The organism is Roseinatronobacter bogoriensis DSM 18756 (assembly GCF_004366635.1).
Classification (GTDB): Bacteria; Pseudomonadota; Alphaproteobacteria; order Rhodobacterales; family Rhodobacteraceae; genus Roseinatronobacter; species Roseinatronobacter bogoriensis.
The window spans coordinates 25,336-42,924 of the sequence record NZ_SORN01000005.1 but is presented as its reverse complement, the minus strand read 5'-3'; the positions used below and the strand labels follow the sequence as shown (position 1 = coordinate 42,924).

At 58.2% G+C, this 17,589-nt stretch carries 16 protein-coding genes; 9 read left to right on the top strand and 7 right to left on the bottom strand.

Annotated elements, in window-relative coordinates; genetic code table 11:
• Positions 1–176: 176 nt before the first annotated feature.
• Positions 177–1,154: a serine hydrolase domain-containing protein gene (locus tag EV660_RS11900; RefSeq protein WP_071480225.1), complete on the top strand. Its 978-nt coding sequence runs from the start codon at positions 177–179 to the stop codon at positions 1,152–1,154.
• A 152-nt stretch (positions 1,155–1,306) separates the two neighbouring features.
• Here EV660_RS11900 and EV660_RS11895 read toward each other — a convergent pair whose 3' ends face one another.
• Positions 1,307–2,080, bottom strand: coding sequence for a DUF4394 domain-containing protein (locus EV660_RS11895; RefSeq protein ID WP_100319124.1), 774 nt, complete (start codon positions 2,078–2,080; stop codon positions 1,307–1,309).
• A 272-nt stretch (positions 2,081–2,352) separates the two neighbouring features.
• On the opposite strand from EV660_RS11895, the gene EV660_RS11890 reads away from it, so the two are divergent.
• The 6 genes from EV660_RS11890 to EV660_RS11865 all read left to right on the top strand — a co-directional run bounded on the left by EV660_RS11890 (position 2,353) and on the right by EV660_RS11865 (position 7,104).
• Positions 2,353–2,925 carry a sigma-70 family RNA polymerase sigma factor gene (locus EV660_RS11890; protein ID WP_071481985.1) on the top strand — a complete coding sequence of 191 codons (573 nt, stop codon included), beginning with the start codon at positions 2,353–2,355 and terminating at the stop codon, positions 2,923–2,925.
• On the top strand, positions 2,922–3,620 hold the full coding sequence (locus tag EV660_RS11885) for an anti-sigma factor (RefSeq protein ID WP_071480223.1): 699 nt from the start codon (positions 2,922–2,924) through the stop codon (positions 3,618–3,620). Before EV660_RS11890 ends, EV660_RS11885 begins: the two co-directional genes overlap by 4 nt.
• A 369-nt stretch (positions 3,621–3,989) precedes the next feature.
• The gene (locus EV660_RS11880; RefSeq protein WP_071480222.1) at positions 3,990–4,484 is read left to right on the top strand and encodes an Lrp/AsnC family transcriptional regulator; all 495 of its coding nucleotides are present in this window, start codon (positions 3,990–3,992) and stop codon (positions 4,482–4,484) included.
• Between the two features lie 161 nt (positions 4,485–4,645).
• The gene (locus EV660_RS11875) at positions 4,646–5,818 is read left to right on the top strand and encodes a glycine cleavage T C-terminal barrel domain-containing protein (protein WP_071480221.1); all 1,173 of its coding nucleotides are present in this window, start codon (positions 4,646–4,648) and stop codon (positions 5,816–5,818) included.
• 10 nt (positions 5,819–5,828) lie between these two features.
• Positions 5,829–6,278, top strand: a complete 450-nt coding sequence (locus EV660_RS11870) for an OsmC family protein (protein WP_071480220.1) — start codon at positions 5,829–5,831, stop codon at positions 6,276–6,278.
• A 22-nt stretch (positions 6,279–6,300) separates the two neighbouring features.
• Positions 6,301–7,104, top strand: coding sequence for an enoyl-CoA hydratase (locus tag EV660_RS11865; protein ID WP_071480219.1), 804 nt, complete (start codon positions 6,301–6,303; stop codon positions 7,102–7,104).
• Between the two features lie 92 nt (positions 7,105–7,196).
• Here EV660_RS11865 and EV660_RS11860 read toward each other — a convergent pair whose 3' ends face one another.
• From EV660_RS11860 to EV660_RS11835, 6 genes are all read right to left on the bottom strand, one after another.
• Positions 7,197–8,621, bottom strand: coding sequence for a lipopolysaccharide biosynthesis protein (locus EV660_RS11860; protein ID WP_071480218.1), 1,425 nt, complete (start codon positions 8,619–8,621; stop codon positions 7,197–7,199).
• Between the two features lie 7 nt (positions 8,622–8,628).
• The gene (locus EV660_RS11855; RefSeq protein ID WP_071480217.1) at positions 8,629–9,639 is read right to left on the bottom strand and encodes a glycosyltransferase family 2 protein; all 1,011 of its coding nucleotides are present in this window, start codon (positions 9,637–9,639) and stop codon (positions 8,629–8,631) included.
• Between the two features lie 170 nt (positions 9,640–9,809).
• Positions 9,810–10,340, bottom strand: a complete 531-nt coding sequence (rfbC, locus tag EV660_RS11850; protein WP_071480216.1) for a dTDP-4-dehydrorhamnose 3,5-epimerase — start codon at positions 10,338–10,340, stop codon at positions 9,810–9,812.
• On the bottom strand, positions 10,337–11,149 hold the full coding sequence (gene rfbF, locus EV660_RS11845; RefSeq protein ID WP_071480215.1) for a glucose-1-phosphate cytidylyltransferase: 813 nt from the start codon (positions 11,147–11,149) through the stop codon (positions 10,337–10,339). Before rfbF ends, rfbC begins: the two co-directional genes overlap by 4 nt.
• Positions 11,146–12,489, bottom strand: a complete 1,344-nt coding sequence (locus EV660_RS11840) for an NAD(P)H-dependent oxidoreductase (RefSeq protein WP_071480214.1) — start codon at positions 12,487–12,489, stop codon at positions 11,146–11,148. Before EV660_RS11840 ends, rfbF begins: the two co-directional genes overlap by 4 nt.
• Positions 12,486–13,538: an NAD-dependent epimerase/dehydratase family protein gene (locus EV660_RS11835; protein ID WP_071480213.1), complete on the bottom strand. Its 1,053-nt coding sequence runs from the start codon at positions 13,536–13,538 to the stop codon at positions 12,486–12,488. The genes EV660_RS11840 and EV660_RS11835 overlap by 4 nt, the downstream gene beginning before the upstream one ends.
• Before the next feature lie 134 nt (positions 13,539–13,672).
• On the opposite strand from EV660_RS11835, the gene EV660_RS11830 reads away from it, so the two are divergent.
• On the top strand, positions 13,673–14,812 hold the full coding sequence (locus EV660_RS11830) for a glycosyltransferase family protein (protein ID WP_071480212.1): 1,140 nt from the start codon (positions 13,673–13,675) through the stop codon (positions 14,810–14,812).
• 254 nt (positions 14,813–15,066) lie between these two features.
• A complete protein-coding gene (ppsA, locus tag EV660_RS11825) occupies positions 15,067–17,457 on the top strand; it encodes a phosphoenolpyruvate synthase (protein WP_071480211.1) in 2,391 nt (796 codons plus the stop codon).
• Positions 17,458–17,589 lie beyond the last annotated feature (132 nt).

The following is a 17,589-nucleotide window of genomic DNA, read 5'->3' as shown; positions in this document are numbered from 1 at the left end:
CTTGCGTCACAAATATGCCCTGTGCGCAGCATCTACCATTGTCGCATTCCCTGCCAGATGCCACGTTGTGCAAACGCAAAACGACCCTCTGACAAGGTCATCACGAATGCGTTTTTTGCATCGGTTACAAGCGGTCAGGTCTGGACGCGGCAGACAAGCCCCTTAGAACAGTCGGCATGAATTCTCGCCGCAGCTTTCTTATCGCATCCGCAGCTACCGTCTTTGCACCCGCGACCTTGCGGGCGCGATCAAATGATCTGCGCACAGCAATCGACAGCCTGCCTCAGTTGCATTCCTTGCAGATCAGTCGCGGGTCAGAGACAGTCTTTGCCGAAGCCCCGCGCGGGCCGGGCCTTGAGCGCTTGGCAAATATCAAGTCCTGTTCGAAAAGCATTGTCGCGCTTTTGCTTGGCGCTGCCATCGACCGGGGAGAGATCGCGTCGGTGCGTGCGGCACTGGGCGATGTGGCCCCGGCCATTGTGCCACAAAACGCCACCCCCGGCGTGACCAAAATCACGATGGAAGATCTTGTCACCCTGCGCGCGGGGCTGGAACGCACCTCGGGGGCGAATTACGGCAGTTGGGTCAGCACGCGCAACTGGTTGGCCGATGCGATGACCCGCCCGATGGTCGGCGCGCCGGGAGCAGAGATGCTGTATTCAACCGGCACAACACATATTCTTGGCGCCGCTCTGGTCGAGGCGACTGGGCAAAGCTTGCTGGAACAGGCGCGCACACGTCTGGGCCGTGCCCTGGATATCGAGATCCCACCCTGGACGCGCGACCCGTCAGGCTATTTTCTGGGCGGCAACGAGATGGCATTGCGCCCGACCGCAATGCTGAAGATCGCCCAACTGGTGCGTGACACCGGCAGATTTGCCGATGAACAGGTGATTGGCGAAGACTGGATGACAGCCTCGGCGCAACCCCGCGCACGGTCGCCATGGTCGGGGCTGTCCTATGGCTATGGCTGGTTCCTCTCGCCAAGCGGTTACATGCTGGCGCGCGGCTATGGCGGGCAGATCATTGCCGCACACAAGGACCACGACCTTGCCGTTGCCATTACTTCGGACCCAACGCGCCCGGCGCGCTCTGACGGGCATTTCGGTGATCTGATGCGCCTGCTGGACGGGCCAGTGCTGGATATGGCCTGACACCTGTCTTGCCGGCGCTGTGCCGGGATGCAAGTCTCCGACACTTGCGCAACTTGCAGCAAGAAGCCAGCATCCTGCCACAAATGAAACATGCCGGGACCAATGGCCCCGGCATGACGTTAATCAGGCACTGTCAGCACCCAAGCGGCAGATCAATCACTTGCAGTCATGACGGTCAGGTCACGCAAGGTCACATCAAGCCCATCAATTTCCCACGAGTCCATGATCGCGCCATCTTCAAGCGAGATCATGTGCAAGGCGCCATTCGCAGAAAGCCACGCCGTATTCGTGCCCTCAGCATCGGTTACAATGTCGAAGCCGACAGGCCCGTCGAACATGACCCCCAGTTCACCGATCATCGCGTTGTCGCCATCATTTGGCGCAGTCTGGCGCAGCAGAGCAGCGCGATCGGTGTCGATGTTATACATTGCAGTTTCATCCGGGGTGCCGAAAGAGTTGCTATAGGCGGTCCCCCCGACCATAGGCATACCGTCGGTTCCATCTGTAAAGGTCAGATCACCATCGACCATCACTTCACCGCTTGACAGGTTTACACGGTGGTTTGTCGTGCCGGACATGAAGCGCAGGGCATCCGCCGCCGGATTGATGTCAACGATCACCGCAGCGCCTTCGGCAATGTCCATAGACATGTCCATTTCGGCAATAACAGACCACTGACCGCTTTCCGGATCAATCTCGACCACGACGAATTCATCAGTAACGCCGATCAGACTGTCCGTTGCGGGGCGGTAATCGATGCCAAGCAAACGGCCCTCATAATCAACCTCGGTCATGCCGGTAACCTGACCTGTCGAAAGGTCGATCATCGCAAGCGTACGCTCTCCCGCAAGGCCAATCGCGGTATCGGCGGCAACAGGCAGTGCAAGCGCCGAAATCAGGGCGGCGGGTATCGTGAACTTAATCATGGTCTTCTCCATTTACTCGACCGGCCAGCGCGCCGGACAGCAATAAGGACGCCGCGCAGAAGCGAAAGTTTCGCCTGCATGTCTGACAGTTTCGTGAACGCGACTTCGTACAGCCGGGAAGATTGGCAGTGCAATCGCCTGCGATAGTTGCAGGCACGCCCCGGTCAAAGACAAATATCGGCGTTGCCGTCCAGCAAGGCCACAAGGTATTAAAGGTTGACACCGCGCGCGCTCTGAAGGCAGCTAGTGAAGCGAACAGAGTGGGCGACGGTTTGAGTGACAGTGTAATAAATGATCTTCTCGAAAAAGTTGCGCGGCAGGATCGGGCAGCGTTTCGTGAGGTATACCATCTAAGCGCCCCGAAACTCACCGGCGTGCTGACCCGTATGCTCAGGGACAGGTCCGAGGTCGAGGATGCTTTGCAAGATGTGTATATCCGTGTCTGGCAGCGTGCCACACAATTCGATGGGACGCGCGGTGCCGCAATGGGCTGGCTGGTCGCGATTGCGCGCAATGTGGCGCTTGACCGGCTGCGCGCGCGGCCAGAGGCGCGCGGCATGTCGCGCATAACCGCCCGTAGTGACACGCCAGATGACGACCCTCTGGCGCAACTGCCTGCCTCGGGAACCGACGCGGAAGAACGTATTCTTGCCTCAGCCAATGCGCGCCGCGCCGTTGAATGTTTCGGAGAGTTGGAGCCAGAGCGCGCAGCAGCCGTGCGCGGCGCTTATCTGGAAGGGATCGCCTATAAGGAACTGGCAGACCGATTTGACGTGCCGCTCAATACAATAAGGACATGGCTGCGCCGCAGCCTTTTGCGCCTGAAGGAGTGTCTGGACAGATGACCGACCCGACCACTTCAGATGACTTTGGCCCCGAAGAGCAGGACGAACTGCTGGCGGCTGAATATGTGCTGGGCACCCTGTCTGCCGAGGACCGCCGCCGTGCGCGCGAACGTGCCGAGGTTGACGGCGCCTTTGCCGAACGCATCGTGGCATGGGAAATCCGGCTGAGCACGCTGAATGACGGGTATGAGGAAATTCCGCCCGCTGACTTGCTGCCACGGATCGAGGACAGACTGTTCCCCGCCGCCCCCGCTACCGCCCCCGCGCCGCAACGGCGCTGGTTCTCCTGGGGGCTGCGTGGCGGTGCTTTGATTACTGCGCTGATTGCCGCAGTGGTGATCGGAGTGCTGACACTCGCGCCGCCCACAACAGCGCCTATTGTCCTTCAGGCCGAACTCGTCGCAGAAGAAACAGACCTGCGCTTTGCCGCGCGCTGGGATGCGAGTGCCGGATTGCTGGAAGTGACACGGGCCGATGGCGCGGCCGCACCCGCAGGGCAGGATTACGAACTCTGGGTTATTGACGACAGCGGTGTGCCGCGCTCGCTTGGGTTGCTTCGTGACGATGTCACGCAGGTTCAGGCAGTGCTGGAATCGGGGCTGACGCTGGCGATCAGCCTTGAACCCGAAGGCGGATCCCCCGATGCGGTGCCCTCTGGTCCGGTTCTGGCGGCAGCACCGCTGGATGATGCCTAGTGTCAGGTGCCTTAAACCAGGCACCTAGTGTTCGCCACATGACGAAAGGTTCCCGCGCGCCAGGCGATGCTGTTGCGTGTGGCTGCTATGTGGGACCAAGGGGACTTTGCAGCATCGGACACGAAGCCGCGTAGCGTCGGGCCATGGTGCGGCGTTGTGCGGTAAAATCTGTAGCACTTTATGCTGGCCAAATCCGCAAAAGATCAGATCGTTGCGCTGGGGGCAGCCCCCACCGTTTGACGCTACAGCCCGCAAATGCGTCGCAAAACTTCTCTGGCAGGGTGCCGCGCTCTTTTATATTCCTGAGCAAACCGAAGTCGTCCTTTTTGAACGGACTTGCGTTAAGGTCAGTCTACGGGGTGGTGATATATGCGAGAACGAAAAGGGCTAGATCCCACTGACATTCGTATCCTGAGCGCTGTCCAGCGGCACGGGCAGCTCAGCAAAACCAAGCTTGCGGAAATCGTGAACCTCTCGCCTACCCCATGTTGGGCGCGGCTGGCACGGCTGCGGGCTGCTGGCTACATTCGCGGCTATCATGCAGATATTGCTCTGGACCGGGTTCTCGATGCGACACGTGTTGTCGTGACGGTGTCACTGAACTCGCATCGCAAATCCGATTTTGACAGGTTCGAGACCTATATCAGATCGGTTGACGAAATCATCAACTGTGTCGCGACGGGCGGCGGCCTAGATTACGTGATGACAGTCGTGACCCCCAGCCTTGCAACCTTTCAGGACGTGATGGAGGACTTGCTAGCTGCGGATCTGGCGATTGATCGCTACATGACCTATTTCGCAACCCGCCTGATCAAGGCAGAACAGCCAAATCTGGCCAAGCTGGCGGCATATCGCAAAACTTGACGCGCCAAGTCCAAACGGTCTTTTTTTCGCCAAATCCAAGCCCGGACTGCCGCGTAAACGCCCCGATTTCAGTCCGCTATTGCGCGCGTTTTGCATTATCTCTGCTGCACGAGGAACCGCGGCATCTGGCAGCGCCCAAGCCGCAGTAAAGGGTGGAGAAGATGAACACGACGCAAGACTTCGGATTCGGAACACAGATCCGCAAATCGCCCTATTTTGACGCAACCGTGCGTTGGGGTGCGCAAGGGTTTTCGGTTTATAACCACATGTATATTCCGCGCGATTTCGGGGATCCTGAACAGAACTTCTGGAACTTGGTAAACGACGCAATCCTGTGCGACGTGGGCGTTGAGCGCCAGGTCGAGATTACAGGCCCTGATGCCGCGCGTTTCGTCCAGATGCTGACCCCGCGCGATCTTTCGAATATGTCCGTCGGTCAGTGCAAATATGTCCTGATCACCAATGCCGATGGCGGGATTCTGAATGACCCGATCTTGCTGAAATTGGGGGAGAACCAGTTCTGGCTGTCGCTGGCCGACAGCGATATCCTGCTTTGGGCGCAAGGGGTTGCAGTGCATTCGGGGATGCAGGTGTCGATTTCCGAGCCCGATGTCTCGCCCCTGCAATTGCAAGGCCCGAAATCCGGCAAGATCATGCAGGCACTGTTCGGCGATGAGATACTGGACCTGCGCTATTACTGGTTCCGCGAAATGGAACTGGACGGCATTCCCCTGATCGTGTCGCGCACCGGTTGGTCAAGCGAATTGGGGTATGAGCTTTACTTGCGCGACTCGGCCTATGGCGATGCGTTGTGGGAACGGATCATGGCCGTTGGCATGGCATTCGGCCTGAAGCCCGGCCATACCTCCAGCATTCGTCGGATCGAAGGGGGTATGCTGTCCTATCACGCAGATGCCGATATCCACACCAACCCGTTCGAACTAGGGCTGGACCGTCTGGTTAATCTGGACATGGAAGCTGATTTTATCGGCAAATTTGCGCTACAGCGCATCCGGGACAACGGGATTACGCACAAACAGGTCGGGCTGATCATCGACGGTGATCCGTTGGCAGGGCCAAACACAAGCTTTTGGAAGATCAACCATGATGGCAACACTGTGGGCAAGGTCACATCGGCAGTCTATTCGCCGCGCCTGAAGAAAAACATCGCCCTTGCCATGGTCGCGGTTGAAGTGGCCGAGCTTGGGACCAAACTGCAAGTCTTCACCCATAGAGGCGAGACGACAGCGACGGTCGTCGAGCGCCCTTTTTTCGACCCGCGTAAAAGCCTTGCAGCGACCGGCGCGGCTGACGCAGCACAAGCTTCAGCGTAAGGGGCCTGCCATGTCCGCCCTTGCGATCGAGTTGCACTGGCAACGCACAGAACCTGCCTTGGAAACCGGCAAGTTTTCAAACGCGCATAGCGTGCATTACAACAGCAGCCACGAGTTGCAGGTTGACGCCGCCCCGGATTGGGGCGGCGCGCCCGAACACACCAACCCCGAACAGGCGCTTGCTGCGGCCCTGTCAAGCTGCCACATGATGACCTTCCTTGCGCTTTGCGCGAAGGCGGGCTGGCCTGTGGCCAGCTATCATGACTACGCCGAGGCGCATTTGGGCAAGAATGCGAAAGGGCAGATGGCGGTCACACGGATCGACCTGAACCCGGTCGTACGCTTCGACACCGGGTTTTCCGTCAGCGACGACCAACTGACCAATATGCAAGACAGGGCGCATCGCTACTGTTTCATTGCCAATACGCTGGCGGAGAGTGTCGAAATCAATGTTAACTAACCCTTCAAAAATCCCCGCATCCATGCCCGCTGAACCTGACATCCTTCTGCGCACGCTTACAGATGATGGCGTCTTGCGTCTGACCCTGAACGATGTTGCACGCCGCAACGCCTTGTCCGAGGCGATGCTTTCGGAACTGGGAAGGGCTTTCACTGCAGCGGGCCGCGACAGCGCGGTTCGCGTGATCGTCCTGGCCGCAAATGGTCCGGCATTCTGCGCGGGCCATGACCTGAAGGAAATGACAGCCGGGCGCGCGGCCCCTGATGGGGGGCGCGCCTATTTCGCAAGTGTCATGGCACAATGTTCGGCTGTGATGCAGGGTATCGTCCAGTGCCCCAAGCCCGTGATTGCCGAAGTGACGGGCGTTGCCACGGCTGCGGGCTGTCAATTGGTGGCAAGCTGTGATCTGGCGATTGCGGCGGATACTGCAAGGTTCAGCACGCCGGGGGTGCATATCGGGCTGTTCTGTTCGACCCCGATGGTGGCCTTGTCGCGCAACATCTCAAACAAGCACGCGATGGAAATGCTTCTGACCGGCGACATGACCCCGGCCCCCCGCGCGGCAGAAATCGGCCTGATAAATTACGCCGTCCCTGCTGCGGAGCTGACAACAACCACGATGGAGATGGCCCGCAAGATCGCGTCGAAATCCGGCATGACGCTGGCCACAGGCAAACGCGCCTTTTACGCACAACGCGAGATGCCCCTTGCGGATGCCTATGACTATGCCAGCCAAGTGATGGTAGAAAACATGCTGGCCCATGACGCCGAAGAGGGTATAGGCGCCTTCATCGAAAAACGTGCGCCCCAATGGCAGGATCGGTGAACAAGCCGCGTAGCTGAATTATGGCGCATCGGCATTCGGCCACGTCGAGTGATCCGGCGCTTTTGCCAGTCCGATCAAAAGTCTTTGGTCGGCTATCGCCTCAGAGCATTCAATCCTGCTGAAAGATCGCGGTAAGAAAGGCTGAACGAGAACACGATGCAACCGCTCGCCAATGCCATTGCCAGCAAAATGGCAGCGCCATCAGTCAAGTCCCAAGCCTGGGTGATCAGCAGGTAAGTTACAGCCGCCGCGATAGCCAGAATGACCTGTCCACCTACGGCCTTCATGTAATCTGCGACGCTGCACCCAACAAGTGGCAACATCACCCGAAGGCTCCAGGCAGAGAATGCGAGCGAGGAAACCGTATAGGCGATGGCAATAGCGTAAAGCCCGAACCAGACCGAGCCCAAAAGGCTAATCATCCACAGGACAGTTGACTGCATCGTCAGCCGAAGCTGAACATCCGGGCGCCCGATTGCCAGCACAAATGTTCCCAACACCCCGATGACAGGCTGGACTGCCGCTGCTGCGACAATCAAGGAAAAGACATATGCCGCCTCTCGCCATTTTTCAGAAAGCAGAATGTCGAAAATGGGTACGCTGGCCGCCCCAATCAAAGCCATAGGTACAAGCAGCAATGTTGCGATGACTTTGCTGACCAGCAGGGCCTGCGCGCGAAGCCTGACAGGATCGTTCTGCGCGTCTGCCACTTGTGGGAATAACACAAACTGAAGCGGGCCTGTCACAAGCATCCATGGCAGCTTTGCAAATTGATACGCCATGCCGAACACGCCCAGATCAGCCGCGCCCCTGAATTTCCCGATGACAATACTCTCCGCCGAACGCCCGGCGAATGTGATCGCATTCGCCACCAATAGCTTCCAGCCGAAGACCACATGTCCCCGCGCGGCCTGCCATTCAAAAACCAACTGCGGCCGGTAGGGGCTAAGAAGGCCTGTAAGCAATAGCCGGACACCGTAAAGAACGACCTGCTGCCAGACCAGCGCCCAGACGCCAAACCCATTCAAGGCCACAGCGATGGCCACGCCGATGCTTGCCAGAACCCCGGCTATCTCGGCCGCCGCGACCCGACTGAACAAACCATGCCTTTGCAGTGCGGCCCCGGGCACAAGCGTCAATGACTGTAGCAGAATTACGACTGCAAGTGTGGCCATGACGGGTGCCAGTGCCGGCTCATTCATCCAGTCAGCAAAGGTCGGAGAAAATGCCGCAAGCACTAGGCAAAGGCCTGCACCCAGCACCGTCGTCAACCAGAAGCAGGAGTGCCACGCGGTCGCCCCGGCGGTTTGGTCCCTAACAAGCGAAACGCCCAGACCGCTATCCGCAAAGAGCATGACAAACAGCAAGATCGGCATCGCCATTGCCACGATGCCATAATCTTCGGGGCTAAGCAGTCGCGCCAGCAAGGGCAGCGATACAAACTGCACCACCAGTCGCAGCATATTGACTGACGAAATCAGGGCCGTGCCCGTGACCAGCTTTCTAAAGGTCGCCATCCGTCTCTCAGTCGGCACTTACAGGAATGGGTTTTCCCTGCAGCTTTGCAATGATCGTCTTAGGAATTGCGCTTAGCACTGCGCCCAATCCACCTATGTCTGTTCGCGCCAAACGCCAGGCCTCACGAGCAGCGTTCTTTGGCTTTTTCAGCATATTTCGTATCAGGTGGTAGCTTAGTTGATCAGTTAATGCCCGAACCAACTCGTCGCTCAGTGCTTTGTTATTCGTGCTAATGAAGTTCGATCTGGATAAAGTGCGGTATGTCAGAAGCTGGTCAACCTTGATACTCAGGAAGCGAGGGGCATCCCAACCCAAGTGACCAAAGTAGATATTCAAGCCTTCACCACATACGACAATACTATCCGAGTCAAAGGCTATGCGATTGGCGCTTGCCAGAAGCGCTGTGAAAAACAAAACATCTTCACCCGAAGACTTGAGTACGGTATTAAACCGCAAATCCGGCGCTACAGCTTTCCGATAGACGATCGTTGATGCTTGACAGGGAAACTCCCTAAGGCAACAGCCAACCATGTCATCGCGGGGCAGTTCAATGATCCCCGTTTTTTCGCTAAGCTGGGCAATGAGCTTTGCAGTGCGTGCTCCATATGGTGACCAGATGTAGGAGTCATGAGAGCCTGCTCGAGAGTTATCGGTAAAGTAAAAGTCGAAACCCGCATCCAATGCTTCAATGGCGCGTCTCAGATGGTCCGCGGGCCAAATGTCATCCGAGTCCAGAAAGGCAATTGCGTCACTTTCCGGGATGGCAACATCCAGACCGCGATTTCTGGCAGCGCCTACGCCCGCGTTCTTTTGTTCAACCAGCTTCAGATATCGCGGTTCTGTCAGTTCAAAACCGTCAAGTTCGCGCTTGGCGGGCACGGGTGAGCCGTCATCAACCACCACCACCAACAAGCGCCAATCTGCCGGTAGGTCCTGAGCCTCGACAGAGCGAAGCGCGCGGCCAAGCACACCGGCTTCGGATTGATAATATGGGATTACGACCGAGACTGTACGCATGGGGACCCGCCCTCTGTTTGAAGAACTAAAACGCGATAATTCGCTAATAATGGAACGCGACCCGATGGATGCATTGCGTCAGCTTGAGTCAGCATTGCTTTCCGCCAAAAAGACCGGGTCTGCATGATCAAACTTTTGCCAGAAACCAATCGAGACGGCACCCAACACAATCACACATCAAGATCTGGCCAATTGCGGTCTTTGTCGGACATCTCTGTCGGGACCATCGGCCAGGAAATAGCGGCAACCGGATCGTCCCAGCGGACCCCCCGCTCAGCAGCAGGCGTATAGGGGTAGCTTACAAGATAGTTGACCTCGGTATCATCTGCCAAAGTCTGAAATCCATGCGCGAAGCCTTGGGGAACAAGCAATTGCGTCAGGTTTTCGGCGGTCAGTTCAAAACCTGCCCATTGCATGAATGTCGACGACTCTGGCCTGAGATCAAGGATCACATCAATGATCGCCCCGCGCGTGCAGCGCACCAGCTTGGCCTCGGCATGCGGCGCAACCTGATAGTGCATGCCCCGCAATGTTCCGCGCCGGGCAGAAACAGAAATATTTTGCTGAACGAATGTATCGGGCAGACCCTGCGCGCGGAATTCCTCGGCGCAGAACACGCGCCCGAACATTCCGCGCGCATCGGCGTGGCGTTCTACATCAATTAACTTTGCACCTTCAAAGATGGTGTTGCGGAAAATCACGAAACCGCACTCCCACTGACAGGCAGCGGCGCAACCACTGCCCTAGGCCTTAGCCAGGGCGCGCCCTGCGAATAGGCCTTTTCAAGGACATGCTTGTCACGCAGGGTATCCATGCTCTGCCAGAAGCCGTCATGGCGATAAACGGCAAGCTGCCTGCCTGCAACCAGGCGCGCCATCGGCTCTTGCTCCCAGACGGTGGCATCACCGTCGATCAGGTCAAAGACCGCCTTTTCACACACGAAAAAGCCACCATTGATCATTCCAACATCGGCAGACGCCTTTTCGCGGAACCCTTCAACAAGCTCGCCTCCGCCGGTTGTCAGCACCCCGAAACGCCCCGGTGGCTGAACTGCGGTCACGGTTGCGGTGGCACCCACGTCACGGTGATGGGCGATCAGGGCGCTGACATCGACATCTGCAAGCCCGTCACCATAGGTCAGGCAAAACGGCCCATCGCCGATAACATGCTGCGCGCGTTTCAGGCGGCCGCCGGTCATGGTGTCAATGCCAGTATCGACCACAGTAACTTTCCAGCTTTCGGCGCGCGTGTCGGCCCATGTCACCTGACCCGTGCCCAGATCGACGGTAAAATTCCCCGACCGCTGGTAATAGTTCAGAAAATAATCCTTGATGACCTCGACCTTGTATCCGCCAAGAACGACAAAATCAGTCAGGCCGTGCAATGCAAAGACAGACATGATGTGGTGCAGGATCGGCTTGCCGCCAATCTCGACCATCGGTTTGGGGCGACGGCCAGTCTCTTCCGACAATCTGGTGCCCAACCCCCCTGCGAATATGACAACTTTCATGAATAGGCCCCCTCCATTTCAGGAACGCGTGAGAACTGTCGTTCCATTTCACCATAAAGTTCCGCGACGCGACTCCCCGACGGCAGGTCCACATCTTCGAAGTGCAGCACCGCGCCCTTGGAAACCGGCCTTTTCAGGATTGCGCCCTCGGCAAGGCCCATAGGCAAAAGCCTGTCCCGCGCGATCACGTCATAATTCTCGGCTTGTCCATAGGTCATGAAGCCGCCGATCCCGTCGATCTGATCACCCGCCCCGAGGTCGCGCTTGGCGGTCGCGACAACCCCCACCTGCGGACCGGAAAGCGGCGTCAATGCGGCATCGGCAAACAAGACTGCGCGCGCGACCGTCATTGGCACTTCGAAATGGCACAGGTGGTAGGGCGTGTAGAACAGGTAGAAAGGCCCATCTCCCAGTTTATACAGCGCAAGGTAATGCTGCTGGCGCGGGTCATCATGTGTGCCCAGCACAAACACACCGGGTCCGGGCCGCGCGCCGACAACAAAATCCACGATGCCGGGGCCATCGGGGTCGATATGCGGGCGCAGCATGTCAACGAAATCTTCCAATGGGCGCAAGGGCGCTGTCGGATCTTTGCCGGTCGGGTCAGGGCCGATCATCCCGCGCCTTGCCACGCGCATACCCGTGCCATTTGCGACAATGGCTTGTTCGAACGCAATCTTGGTGCCGTCTGCAAAGGATGTGACCATCGCAACATTCTGGCCCCATTTCTCCGCAAAGCCGCGTTGCGTATCGGGGGTGCGGTCCGTGTCCTGCAATCCCTTGATGTTTCCGGCCAATACTGGCTTCACGCCAATCCCTTTGACAAAGCGGATCAGGTTCATCTGAACCCCGGGCTGGTCGCCATCGGCATTTGTATAGACCACACCCGCTGCACGCGCCCGCTGTGCCAGCAGGGGGCCGATTGTGCCGTCCAACTCTGCATTCATCAGCACCACGTGTTTACCGGTGCTGATTGCGGTTTCGACACCGCGCAGGGCGTAATCCATTGATCCTGTGACCTCAATGATCGCGTCCAGCCCCTTGGCCGCAGCCATCACGGCAGGGTCTTCGGTCACGACCGGCGCATCCTCGCGGATCGCGCGGGAGACGTCATCGACACTTTGGGTTACGCGAACAGCCTCGCCCTTGCGGCTGGCCTCGAATACCGCGCGCGCCTGATCCGTCTGGCGCGCCGCGATTGCACATATCTGCACTCCGGGCACCGACTGCGCAATCTGCAACGCGATGCCCGAACCCATGAACCCGGCCCCCACCATGCCGACACGGATTGGCCGAGCTTCGGCGGCGCGTCTGGCAAGGGCGGTGTCGATGATGATCATGCTGCGACCGCCCCGAACCGTGCTTCTGTCCAGCGCAGGCCCTCATCCAGCAGCCCGCTGTCGCACAGTTTCCGGACCATTTTCTGACGGGTATAGGCCGGCGCGCGAAAATCGGCCTCCTCCATGCCGATCCTTTCAAACAACTGCTTCATTTGCAGCGCACCGCTTTGTGCGTTCCACTGGCAGCGGAACTGCGGCAGCATCTTTCCGATACGCGCGAAGCTGACGCGATAAGACCTGTTATCCGCGCTTGGGGGACCAACCTCTATCTCGCAATTCGGAAAGGCGGCTGCCACGATATGCGCAATGTCGATCACGCGGTAACACTGATCATCCGAGCCGACATTCATGGCAACCCCGGCAACCTTTTCTGCCGGTGCTTGCAGTGCAAGATGCACCGCCTGACACACATCCTGCACATGAACAAGCGGCCGCCAAGGCATACCATTTGAGAGAAGCGTGATCTTTCCGGTGGTCCAGGCCAGCCCACACAGATCGTTCAGGACAAGGTCAAAACGTTGCCGTGGGCTTGCACCAAAAACAGTTGCGTTGCGCAGAAAACAGGGGCTGAATTCCGGGGCCATCATACGGACCAGATCACGTTCCACATCGACCTTGCACTCGGCATAAGCGGTCTGGGGTTTTACCGGGCTGTCTTCTGTCAGGATCGTATCGCCATCTGCCACCCCATAGACCGAACATGACGACATATAGACAAATCTGGTGACACCTGCCTGGCGCGCCGCCTCTGCCAGCCTGATTGACCCGCGATAATTGATATCACGTGTCAGCTCCGGCGATTGCTGCGCCAAAGGGTCATTCGACAGTTCCGCCATATGAACAACGGCGTCAAAGCCCTGCAAATCGCGGGCTGTGATATCACGGATATCCATGGTCAGCGTCGCAGGGCGCGACACTCCCGGCTCAAACAGCCAACCTTGCCGGTAGAACCCTGAATCAAGGCCCACAACCTCATGCCCTGCGGCCATAAGATAGGGACAAGCAACTGCGCCAATGTAACCATCCGAGCCCGTAACCAGTACCTTCATTGAAGACCTCCTACCAAATGCGATCTTCAACCGGTTGCAGTGCGCATTGTTCCCGCCGCGCATAGTTATTTTGGGCTTGGGGGAACATTTTTTTGCGGGTGCTGTTGGTGGGGTGAATTTCGGAGGAGTCTGATATGACTGAACGCCACTGTCTGTTGATGGCAACCTTCAATATGGACGTGCGCGCATGGAGTGGTGTGATCTGGGAATTTGTCGATGTGATTTCTCAGATCGAAAGCGCTGACATCGTTGCACCAAGTAACCGTTTTTTTGACAAGGATAACCCGAGTGCCGTTCCCCCCTTGCGCGATCGACTGGACGCAAAACTGCGAAGCATGGCAGGCCGCCATGTGGCAAGGATGCCCGTGACCATTCTGGACCGCGATTACGATCTGGCCATCTATGTCTGTCAGTTCATTCATGAGGTTGAAGAGCTTGTCCAGATCCGTGACTGGCGCAGCCGCGCCAGCAAGGCTGCGATCTTCCTGCTTGAAACCTGGCCCGCAACCTTTCCGAACGAGGCACGCACCCTCGCCAAACTTGACATGTTCGACCATGTCTTTGTTCTGAACGGGTCCAGCATTCCGGAACTTGGGCGCTACACGTCAACGCCGATCACCCAGCTATCGACCGCCACTGATGTGATGCGCACGACACCAGTGCCCGATCATCCCCAGCGCGTGGTTGACCTGTGTTGCATAGGGCGCAATAACCCCGAGGTTCACACCGAGCTTCTTGCCTTGGCAAAGTCACAGGGCATGTTTTATCATTACGACGTATGGAAAAACCAGAATGTCGGCGAAAGCTGGGATGCAGTGCGGCAATGGAATGCCGAACTGATACGGCGCAGCCGATATTATCTTGTTTGGGACCCAGCCCACAAGACAGCCGGAAATCGGCATGCAGGTCATGAGCAGGCTTTGTCGACGCGGTATTTCGAAGGGGCCGCGGGTGGGGCGGTTCTGATTGGCTCTGCGCCTGATTGTTCCGAATATCATGCCGAATTCGACTGGGCTGATGCTGTCATCCCTTTGGGCCACAACCCCGCATCCTTGATTGCCGATCTGGAAAATGATCCTGCGCGCATATCACGCATCAGGACGCAAAATATCACCCAGTCCCTGCGCCGCCATGACTGGGCGCATAGGTGGCGCCGCATACTCGACGTCTTTGGCATGGCGCCGACTGCCACGCATATCGCCCGTGAACACGCGCTGGAGGCGCGCGCGTGCCGCGCCGACCTGCATAAAGAGAACATAAGCATTGGCCTTTAACCTCAGAGGGCGGAAGCCAGACCGATGCTGTAGGTTGCCGTAGCTGACATAGCCAACCGCAAGATCTGCTGTTGCAGCTGCAATCCGCCCTGCATCCGCAACTCGAACAATCTGGCCGCACGACGCGATGCGTTGACGCCGATCAAGTCGCCGCTGACTCATTCTTGCTATGATGCACCAGTGTTTCATGATTTCTGACCGACGATCAGGGCGTGCCAAGACAAACATATTTCCAACGCAGCAGGGGGGTGTGCATGGAATTGACTGACAATCAGATCATCCGTTTCAATGACCTTGGTCGGGGCGATGTCGCGCAGGTTGGGGGCAAGAATGCCTCGCTGGGTGAAATGGTGCGCCATCTGGGCGCGCGCGGGGTCGATGTTCCCCCCGGTTTTGCCACCACGTCACGGGCCTATTGGCAATTCGTTGATGCTGGCGGCCTGCGCGAAGTGGTCGCCGGGGCGCTGGGCGCGATGCATAAGGGCAAAGCGACGCTGGCCGAGACGGGCAAGGCATTGCGCGACGCCTTTCTGAAGGCCGACTGGCCGGAACACACAGCCGCTGCGATCCGGGCTGAGTATGAGGCGCTGTGCAACCGCATCGGGCGCGAAAATGTCGATGTTGCAGTGCGCTCATCCGCCACAGCCGAGGATTTGCCAGATGCCAGCTTCGCTGGCCAGCAGGAAACCTTTCTGAATATTCGCGGGGCAGATGCACTGCTTGATGCGTGCAGGCGTTGCTATGCGTCGCTGTTCACGGACCGGGCCATAAGCTACCGCGAAGCCAAGGGGTTTGACCATCTCAAGGTTGCGCTTTCGGTCGGTGTGCAGGTCATGGTGCGCTCTGACATTGGCGGGTCTGGTGTGATGTTTTCCATCGATACCGAAACCGGATTCGAGGGCGTGGTGGTGATTGATGCCGCCTGGGGCTTGGGCGAGACGGTGGTACAGGGCATTGTGGACCCTGACGAATATCAGGTTTTCAAACCACTTCTGGCAAAAGAAGGCACCGTGCCCATTGTCGAAAAACGGCTGGGCGCAAAGACCCATAAGATGATCTACGCCCGTGCGGGCGAAGGCACGACCCGCACCGTGCCAACCTCAAAGGCCGAACGCGTAGGGTTTGTGCTAAGCGAGTCCGAGATTGTGCAACTTGCCCGCTGGGCCTGTGTGATTGAAGATCACTACGGTTGCCCGATGGATATCGAATGGGCCAAAGATGGTGACACTGGCGCACTGTTCATCGTTCAGGCCCGGCCCGAAACCGTGCAGTCGCGGCGCGAGGCGGGGGCCTATCGCAGCTACAGTGTGACAGGACAGGGCCGCAAGCTGGTCACGGGCCTGAGCATTGGCGACGCTGCCGTCGCGGGCAATGTCTGCCTGCTGGACAGCCCGCGCGACATTGACCGTTTCGTGGATGGCAGCATTCTGGTCACTGGCAATACGGACCCTGACTGGGTACCGATCATGAAACGTGCCGCCGCCATTGTCACAGACCGGGGCGGACGCACCAGCCATGCGGCCATTGTCAGCCGCGAACTGGGCCTGCCCGCGATCGTAGGGGCCGGCAGTGCCACCCATGTCCTGCATGACCAGCAGGAAGTCACCGTGTCCTGCGCCGAGGGCGATCAGGGGTTTGTCTATGAAGGGACGGCGCAGATTCTTGAGGAAATGCTTGATCCCGCCGCAGTGCCCGAAACCCGCACGCAAGTCATGCTCAATCTGGCCAATCCGGCCGCCGCGTTTCGTTGGTGGCGGCTACCGGCAGATGGTGTGGGGCTGGCGCGGATGGAATTCGTGATCAACAATCATGTGCGCATTCACCCGATGGCGCTGATCCATTTCGACACGCTGCAAGATGCTGATGCAAAGGCGCAGATCACAGCGCTTACAGCAGGCCATGACGACAAGGCCGAATACTTTGTTGACCGGCTGTCGCGCGGGCTGGCGCGCATCGCGGCAGCGCTATACCCCAAGCCGGTCATCATCCGCATGAGCGATTTCAAGACCAATGAATATGCCGACCTGATCGGGGGCGCGCAATTCGAACCACATGAAGAAAACCCGATGATCGGGTTTCGCGGGGCCTCGCGCTACACCTCACCTCGCTACCGCGAAGGGTTCGCGCTGGAATGCCGCGCAATCCGGCGGCTGCGCGAGGAGATGGGCTTTGACAATGTTGTGGTCATGATCCCTTTCTGCCGCTCGGTGGCAGAGGCGGACCGTGTGCTGGCTGTCATGGCTGAAGAAGGGTTAGAGCGCGGCAGGAACGGGTTGCAGGTGTATGTCATGGCTGAAATCCCGTCCAATATCGTGCTGGCACCGGCCTTTGCCGAACGGTTCGACGGGTTCTCCATCGGCTCGAACGATTTGACGCAACTGACCCTTGGGGTGGACCGCGACTCCGAAACGCTGGCCGAGCTGTTTGACGAACAAGACCCGGCAGTGAAATGGATGATCGGCCATGTGATCGCGGCGGCAAAGGACGCAGGCGCCAAGATCGGGCTATGTGGCCAGGGGCCAAGCGACCACCCGGAATTTGCGCGCTTTCTGGTCGAATGCGGGATCGATTCCATCTCGGTCACGCCTGACAGCTTTATTCGCGTGAAAGAACAGGTCGCCCGCGCTGAAAGGGACAGACCATAACTGAGCGGCGGCGCTTTCACAAAATGCCAGAGGCGGACGCCGTGCACGCATGCCCACTGGCGGAGAGGCGCTAGTCCAGTTGCGACCTTGCAGCCGTGAAAAACCAGACGCCAAGCTTGAGTAAAGCGCAAA